The organism is Candidatus Pelagibacter sp. HIMB1521, from assembly GCF_052047875.1.
Classification (GTDB): domain Bacteria; phylum Pseudomonadota; class Alphaproteobacteria; order Pelagibacterales; family Pelagibacteraceae; genus Pelagibacter.
Map to the genome: position 1 here is coordinate 1 of NZ_JBNAIZ010000023.1, position 4,796 is coordinate 4,796.

4 protein-coding genes are annotated in these 4,796 nt (G+C 23.3%); all 4 read right to left on the reverse strand.

Translation table 11 applies throughout. From position 1 onward, the window contains the following. On the reverse strand, positions 1 to 822 hold an 822-nt coding region (locus ACTTA5_RS07455; protein ID WP_440649139.1), incomplete at its 3' end, for a hypothetical protein. After that, complete coding sequence (locus ACTTA5_RS07460; protein WP_440649141.1) at positions 823 to 1,977, reverse strand: hypothetical protein; 1,155 nt, start codon at positions 1,975 to 1,977, stop codon at positions 823 to 825. A 39-nt stretch (positions 1,978 to 2,016) separates the two neighbouring features. Further along, entirely contained in the window at positions 2,017 to 3,762 is a 1,746-nt protein-coding gene (locus ACTTA5_RS07465; protein ID WP_440649143.1) for a carbamoyltransferase family protein, read from the reverse strand. Further along, on the reverse strand, positions 3,763 to 4,796 hold a 1,034-nt coding region (locus tag ACTTA5_RS07470; RefSeq protein WP_440649145.1), incomplete at its 5' end, for an O-antigen ligase family protein.

The window sequence follows — 4,796 nt, forward strand, 5'->3', positions numbered from 1 at the left end:
TAGAACAAGAAATAACAATGGTAAATTAGATATTTTACAAAAAATTGATAATATTGAGAATATTAAAGTTAAATTGTAAAATTCAACTTTTAAATTTTCATTACATTTAAGAAAAAAATAAATTGTTAAAATAAAAAATATAGAACCCGCAGTATCAGAGCCTAACGAGCCTAAATTCATTAATATTGTGCCATTTTGAAAAGGATGAATTAAACTAAAAAAAAATATGTAAATATTTGAAGATATTAAAAATAATTTTGAATAAGAAAGCTTACCTTCTTTTTTGTTGATAAACTCAGAAATCAAAATAAAAAATGGAATATAATTGATTAAATTTGCTAAATATGCTCCATTAACTTTAAAATTTCCAATACTTAGTAGAAGATACCAGGGAGAAATCATGCCATATCTTTCTTCTAATGAAACTAAATTAATTACTATTTTATAGTCATAACTCCAATGTAAAATCTGGTGATGATATAGTTGAGTATCATAAATTGGTCCATTATTAGAGCTAATATAAAACAAGATCAAAAGTGCTACAGCATTATAAAATATATTTTTTAAATGAAGTGCTTTTTTTTTAATTGCATAAATTAACAATAAAAAACCTATAAAAAAAATTGGAAATATAGAATATTTAATTGGGAAAAAAAAATTAACTAAAATTAAAGTTGTAAGTAATAAAATTATTCCATAAACAATATCAATATTATTTATTTTTAAGGAACTACTATCTTCTCTAAAGGCAATTTTTAAGATAAAAGAAATTCCGTATAAAGGGATTAATAGAATTATAAAAAAAAAAAAAGAAATTATCATTTACTTTAATGGTTTTCCCTCTAAAATTTTTTTTCCATAATCAGTATCTAAATCTATCCAACATTTAATTTTATCTCTCGTCTCTAAAAAATTAAAATAATATCCTTTAATAATTTTTGGTTCTATACTTGCATCTAAAGCTTGTACTGGATCGCAATAATTGTTACTTTTGTAAGATACTTTAATTGGTTCAAAATTAACGAACCATGTTAAAAAATTTATAACAATTAAACTATAAATATATTTTTTTTCAGCACATTCATAAATAATAAAATAAAGGAAAATTATCATTGGTTGTAAATACGAAAGTTCTGCTGGAATGTATAAAAATATTACAAGATTAGAAAAAATTAATAGAAAATTTAAAATTGAGTATTTATAGTTCAAGACAGGTTTAAGGTATTTTCTTAATAAATAAATAAATACAAATAACTGAATAAAACCTATTGTTTTCCAAGTTTTATAAAAAAACCTGACGAAATATTCTAAAAAATCACCATCTGGTCGGCCTGCTCTTAACCAATCTAAAGTTAAGCTAGATTGTATCCAAACTGGCAAATAAAACAAACAGCCAATAAATATAGAAGAAAGTATAATAAAAACTTTTCTATAATTATTTGCTATAAAATCAGTTTTAGCAAATAATATTGTTATAATAACGAAAGGAGCAAAATTAATTCTAGCTCCAATGCATATTCCAAAAAAAATAACAGATAGCTCGAAAAAATTTCTTTTCAAATAGTACATACCTAATGAAAAGAATAAAAAAGCTATAGAGTAATCAATTGGTTCTAAATTATCAAAAAAAATAATTGGATTTGAAAGTACAAAAATTAAAAATAAAATTAAATTGTTAGTATTAATTTCATTTTTTAGGCTTAAATAATAAATAACTAAACCTGATATTAAGCTTAAAAATATGAAAATATTTGTAGCAAAACTCCCAAAATTAAAAGATAAAAAACCAATAATAAATTCAGCGACTGGATAACCTGTAAATCTGCTAGTCATAAAGTTTCCATTCAAATAACCAATATAAGTTCCTATCATAGGTAGAGTATCTTCATCTGACCCATAGCCTCCAACCTTGCATAAATAAAAACCAAAAAGAATAAAAATAATAAATATTATTTTGAGAGGTAAATTTACTGTCATATAAATATATTTTTCATATTAAAATTTTAAAATTTATCACTAAATTTTTCTAATTATCAGTGTGTTCTGAATAACAATGCAATCAATTTTTGTTCTAGAAAAAGTTTCTATTACATTTACTGGACTCTCACATATAGGTTCATCAATATTCAGAGATGTATTTAATAAAATAGGTGATCCTGTTTTTTTTTTAAATTCATTCAAAAGTTTATAAAATTTAAAATTTTGATTTTTATTTACTGTTTGAATTCTCGAGGAGCCGTCAACGTGTACTATGGCTGGGAATTTATTTTTACATATAGAGTTAGCTTTTAATACAACATTCATATTTGGAAATTTATCATCTTTGTTATTTACATCAAAATATTCATGAGTATGCTCTTCCAGTATTGATGCTGCAAAAGGTCTAAATTCTTCTCTAAGTTTTATTTTTGTATTTAAAATATCTTTTGCAAATTTATTTTTAGGATCAATTAATAAACTTCTGTTTCCTAATGCTCTAGGACCCCATTCCATTTCATCTTGAAACCAAGCAACTAAACCGCTCTTACTTAATATATCTGTAACAACTTCAATTATCTTTTCAAAATTTAATCCATAATCTATTGAGAAATCTCCAAGAAACTTCTCATTTTTTTTAATTAAATTTTTTGCTTGCTCGTCACTGTACGAAGGTCCAATAAAGTAGTTATCTTGAATAGTATTTTTAAAATTTTTAGATATTTCATTAAATTGATAAAATGAGGATCCAACAGATCCACCTGCATCACCAACATTTGCATGAAAAAAAATCTTATCAAATTTAGAAGATTTATAAATTTTCCCGTTTAAAACAGAATTAAAAAAACATCCTCCAGATAAACAAAGATTGTTTGAATGGTTTTCTAAATATATATTTTTAATTATCTTTAGTATTATTTCTTCAAATTTATTTTGCAAGGATGATGCAATATCATAATGTCTTTGCTGTAACTCTTCCTTATAATATCTCTCACTTCCCAAAAGCTCTTCAATTTTTTTTGAATAGAGGTTTTCAAAAATAGGTTTTGATGAGTTTAAGTTGTCAAAAAAAAAATTTTTATGGTGCAAAAAATATTCAAGATTTAATTCAAAATTATAGGGAGGAACAAATTTTACTAATTTATCAAACTCTTTTTTATATTTTGGAGACCCATATGCAGCAAGAGCCATTACTTTGTATTCATCTCCATAATTTTTAAATCCCAAAAATTGAGTTATTGCTTGATACAAAATACCTAATGAATGTGGATAATAATTTTTTGATATTAAATTTACTTTATTGTTTTTAAATTCACTTATCTCCATAGATGAAAAATCACCAGTTGCATCAATTGATACTCCAACAGCATCTTTAAATCCTGACATAAAATAACTACTAGAAATATGTGATATGTGGTGAGGTACGAAAATAATTTTATCTTTAACATTTTCTCCAAAATACTCTTGAAACTGACTATGTAATGATCTTTTGTTTAAAAGGCTAAGTAATTTATTTGCAAGACTAGTAGATTTTATATTTGAAAATGCAAATTTAAATCTTTCGTATAAATTGTGGTTAAGATTAAAATTTACAGTAATATAGTCTAGTTCTTTGAGAGAAATGTTAGCTTTCTTTAAACAAAATTTTATTGAATAAATTGGAAACCCTGAATAATGCTTAATTCTAGTAAACCTTTCCTCCTCACAGGCAGCGATCAAATTACCATTTTTTAATAAACATGCAGAGGTGTCAGCATGATAAACATTTATACCAAGAACATTCATTTAATCTTTATATACAAATAATATAATAAAAATACATATACCAATCAAAAAACCACCATTAAAATATCCCGCACCTCTAATTAATTGTGTAATTATTAATGGCATAAAGAATATTTTTACTTTGTGATCGATATTATTATTTAAACAAGCCAATAAAATTATAATTAGCAAAAATAATCCAAAAACACCAAACTCAGTAATCAATTTAACAAAGTTGTTCGATGCATCATGACTATTAAGAAAAACTGTGGACGGATTGAGAAATGGGACTTTAAATCTATATTTGTTTGATGCTAGATAATAGTTATTAAATCCCCAGCCAAAAGGTTTTTCTTTTATAGCTTCAAATAAAATATAAAAAGATCTTAAATAAACTTGAGTTGTTAAGTTAGTTGATAAATTACTTTTGATAATTTTAAATTTTTTTTCGTCTAATCTATTCATTTGATTTTCTAAATTAAGTATTTTTTGTTCTAGATTGGTTTTTTTTATTTTATTTTTATCAAAATCATTATTTAATCTACTTAATTGTTCTATTGCAGTTAAGTATTCATTAATAAGTTTATTCCATCTATTATTTAAATCATTTTGATTATCTAAACTTTCATTTTTATTTTTATTTTTATTTTTATTTTCACTAATTATATTTAAATTATAAATTTCTTTGAATGATTGAGAAACCTCATCAATATCTTGGAACCTTTTTAGACAATTTGAAGAAGTAAATAATATAAGAATTGTTAAAAATAAATAACCTGTCGTAAGTAATAAAAATTGATTATTTATTTTTTTGTAACAGCAAATATAAACAGCAAAAAAACTTAGAATATAACCCAAAATTGAGGTTGTGGATGAATTATAAAAAAAGGATAAAACAAGTAATAGAAATACTAATTTTAAAAAAAAATTTTTTTCAATTGAAATTAAATAAAGTAGATAATAAGTCACTGCTACAGAGATCATGCCAAAATGTGAGTTTTCAGAAAAAATAATATTTGATCTAAAAAAACTCGTAGAATAATGACATCTTTTAA